The organism is Luteibacter sp. P4_E6, assembly GCF_056401535.1.
On sequence record NZ_JBFUJE010000381.1, the window covers coordinates 1 to 3,793 of the forward strand.

Genomic DNA, 3,793 nt, shown 5'->3' on the forward strand with positions numbered 1-3,793 from the left:
GCCCAGCCCCGTGCGTTCGGTCGTGGTGAGGAAGCGCGCCGGGATGATCCGGTCGGTGTCGATATTTTCGTTGCGCAGCGCCGCGGTACACGAATGCACGTAGGCGAGCGGGCGGCTGGTCGGGCTCATGCGGCAACTTCCTGGGTCATGTATTCGCGGGGATCGGTAACGCGTCCGGCGATCGCCGACGCGGCGGCGACGAGCGGGCTGGCGAGCACGGTGCGTGCGCCCTTGCCTTGGCGTCCCTCGAAATTACGGTTGCTGGTGGCGACGACGAGCTGGCCCGGCTGGGCCAGGTCGCCGTTCATGGCAATGCACATGGAGCAACCCGGCTCGCGCCACTCGGCGCCTGCGGCGCGGAATATCTCGTGCAGGCCTTCGCGCTCGGCGTCGCGACGAACCTGCTCCGAGCCTGGGACGACCAGCATGCGTACGCCGGCGGCGACCGTGCGACCACGCATGATTTCCGCGGCGGCGCGCAGGTCGGACAGGCGACCGTTGGTACAGCTGCCGATGAAGACCACGTCGACGGCCGCCCCTGCGATCGGCTTGCCGGCGACCACCTGCATGTAGTCGAGGGCACGCTGCTCGACCGCGTCTGCCGCGGCAGGGACGTTCGCGTGAATGGCGACGACCATGCCCGGATGCGTGCCGTATGTGACCGACGGCTGGATCGCCGAGGCGTCGATGCGCACCTCGCGGTCGTAGGTAGCGCCGGCATCGCTGGGCAGGGTGCGCCAGTGGGCGACGGCACGATCCCATGCGTCGCCCTTCGGCACGCGCTCGCGGCCTTCCAGCCACGCGAATGTCGTCTCGTCCGGAGCAATCAGGCCGGCACGCGCGCCCGCTTCGATGGACATGTTGCAGACGGTCATGCGCTCTTCCATCGACAACGCGCGTATCGCATCACCCTTGTACTCGAGCACGTATCCCGTACCGCCACCGATGCCGATGGTGCCGATGATGTGCAGGATCAGGTCTTTCGCCGTGACGCCACGCTGCAGGGCGCCATCCACATGGATGGCGAAGGACTTCGGCTTGCGCTGGAGCAAACACTGGGTGGCCAGTACATGGCCGACTTCCGTCGTGCCGATACCGAAGGCCAGCGCGCCAAAGGCGCCATGGGTGGCGGTATGGCTGTCGCCGCAGACGATGGTCATGCCGGGCTGCGTCGCGCCTACTTCGGGACCGGCGACGTGGACAATCCCGCGCTGCGGGCTGTCCCAGCCCATGAGGTCGACGCCAAACTCGCGAACATTCGATTCCAGCTTCGCGACCTGTGCTTCGGCTTCCTTCGTGTAGTACGGACGAACGCCGCTTGCATTGGCGGGCAGGGTCGGCGTGGAGTGATCGAGCGTCGCCAGCGTGCGATCGGGACGACGCACCTGCAGGTTGCGCGAGCGCAATTCATCGAAGGCCTGCGGGGAGGTCACTTCGTGGACCAGGTGCAGGTCGATGTAGAGCACGCCCGGTGTGCTCTCGGTCTCCGGAGCGACCTGGTGGCTGTCCCACAACTTGTCGAACAATGTACGCGCGCTCATGCGGCGGCCCTCCCGGCAACGGCAGGCTCGTCGATGGCGGTCAGCCAGCCCCAGCGGTCTTCGGTGCGACCGTCGAACAGGCCGAAGAAGTCTTCCTGCAACTGGCGCGTGATCGGGCCCGGCCGACCATTGCCAACGGGCTTGCGATCGACCGAGCGCACCGCGGTGACTTCCGCGGCCGTACCCGTCATGAACACCTCGTCGGCGAAATACAACATTTCTCGCGGCAGCGATTGCTCGACGACGTTGAAGCCGCGCTCGCGGGCCAGGGTCAGCACGGAGTCGCGCGTGATGCCGCAGAGGATCGACGACGCGGCGGGCGGCGTGTAGATGGTGCCCTTGCGCACGATGAACAGGTTCTCACCGGCACCTTCGCTCAGCAGGCCATCGGTGCCCAGCGCGATGCCTTCCGCGAAGCCGCCATTGATCGCCTCACGGGCGATCAGCTGGCTGTTGAGGTAATTGCCGCCGGCCTTCGCACCGCTCGGGTAGGTGTTGGGTGCGGCGCGGTTCCAGGAGGAGACACACACGTCCACGCCGTTCTCGATGGCATCGGCGCCGTGGTAAGCGCCCCAGGGCAGGGCGATGATGGCGACATCCACCGCGGTATCCAGTGACGGAGCGAGGCTGAAGGTGAAGCCGCTGCGGAAGACGATCGGACGGACATAGGCGGAGGTGAGGCCGTTGGCGGCGATCACGTCACGGCAGGCGCGATTGATCGCGTCGGCGTCGTAGGGCATCGTCAGGTCGTAAATGCGGGCGGAGTGGAACAAGCGCTCCGTGTGTTCTTCCAGCCGGAAGTAGCGCGGTCCGTCGGGCGTGGCATAAACGCGCACACCTTCGAACACGGAGGAGCCGTAATGCAGCGCATGCGCGCCGACATGCACGGTGGCGTCGGCCCAGGTCTTGATGCGACCGTTGTGCCAGAGATGGGTCGGGGCTTCCATGTGTTGCTCCTTCAGGGACTGACCGCGAGGGCGGCGGCTGGGGTGGTGTTCTGATGCATTGCCATCAGCGAAGTGAGGTCATCGTTGGTCACTGACCGCTGTTTGTCTGTAAGGGTTTTAAAACTTTCGAAGACGGCGTCGAGCGTTGCTTCGTCTACCTCGTACTCGAGTTCGACCAGTCGCTGGCGCAGCGCGTGGCGGCCGGAGTGCTTGCCCAGAACCAGCGAGGTCTTCGCGCCGACATCCTGCGGACGCATGATTTCGTAGGTGCCGCGGTGCTTGAGCATCCCGTGCTGGTGAATGCCGGATTCATGGGCGAAGGCGTTGTCGCCGACGATGGCCTTGTTGCGCGGCACGGCCTGGTTGGTGACTTCGGCCAGCAGGCGCGAGGTGGGGAACAGGCGCTCGGTGACGATGCCGGTGTCGACCTTGAACAGCGGGCGGCGCGTGTGCAGCGCCATCACAATTTCTTCCAGCGCGGCATTGCCGGCACGCTCGCCGATGCCGTTGATGGTGCATTCCACTTGCCGCGCGCCGGCGCTGATCGCGGCCAGGCTGTTGGCGGTGGCCATGCCCAGGTCATCGTGGCAGTGCGCGGAAAACACCACGCGGTCCGCGCCGCGCACGTGCTTGCGCAGGTAGGCGAACATCTCGGTAATTTCCTGCGGGGTGACGTAGCCGACGGTGTCGGGAGCGTTGAGGACGCAGGCACCGGCTTCGACAGCGACGGAAAAGATCTCGGCGAGATAGTCCGGCTCGGTGCGCAGCGCGTCTTCGGCGGAGAATTCGACTTCGTGAGCGAGGGCCTTGGCCCGGAGGATCGCCGTTGCAGCGATATCGATCACTTCCTGCTTGCTCTTGCCGAGCTTGTGCTCGCGGTGCAAGGGACTGGTGGACAGGAACAGGTGGATCCGTGAGTGTCGCGCGCCTTGCAAAGCCTTGCCCGCACTGTCGATGTCCGCTGGCTGACATCGGGCCAGTGCGGCGATCGTGGGCGTCTTCAGCGTCCTCGCGATCTCCGCCACGGCGGCGAAATCATCGGGCGAGGCTTGAGGGAAGCCGGCCTCGATGATGTCGACGCCCAACGCTTCCAGGGCATGTGCCATGCGCAATTTCGCACGTCGGTCCATCGAGAAGCCGGGGGCCTGCTCGCCGTCGCGCAAGGTGGTGTCGAAGATGCGCACGCGGCCGCCTACGTCGCTCTCGACGGATTCGGTGCTGCCCTGGTTTGCTGGATTCATGTCTGGCTCCGCTCGTGAATGAGGCGGGCCTGGGGCAATAAAAAACCCCGCATCCGTTGCCGGG

2 protein-coding genes and 1 pseudogene are annotated in these 3,793 nt (G+C 65.9%); all 3 read right to left on the reverse strand.

Annotated features, from left to right (window positions below):
* Window positions 1-125 precede the first annotated feature (125 nt).
* On the reverse strand, window positions 126-1,541 hold the full coding sequence (leuC, locus tag AC1DT2_RS17595) for a 3-isopropylmalate dehydratase large subunit (protein ID WP_477297753.1): 1,416 nt from the start codon (window positions 1,539-1,541) through the stop codon (window positions 126-128).
* Window positions 1,538-2,488 (reverse strand): branched-chain amino acid transaminase, encoded by a 951-nt coding sequence (locus tag AC1DT2_RS17600; protein WP_063573626.1) that lies wholly within the window; start codon window positions 2,486-2,488, stop codon window positions 1,538-1,540. The genes leuC and AC1DT2_RS17600 overlap by 4 nt, the downstream gene beginning before the upstream one ends.
* 53 nt (window positions 2,489-2,541) lie before the next feature.
* Window positions 2,542-3,729 (reverse strand): annotated as a pseudogene (locus AC1DT2_RS17605) (2-isopropylmalate synthase); the annotation flags it as partial.
* Window positions 3,730-3,793 lie beyond the last annotated feature (64 nt).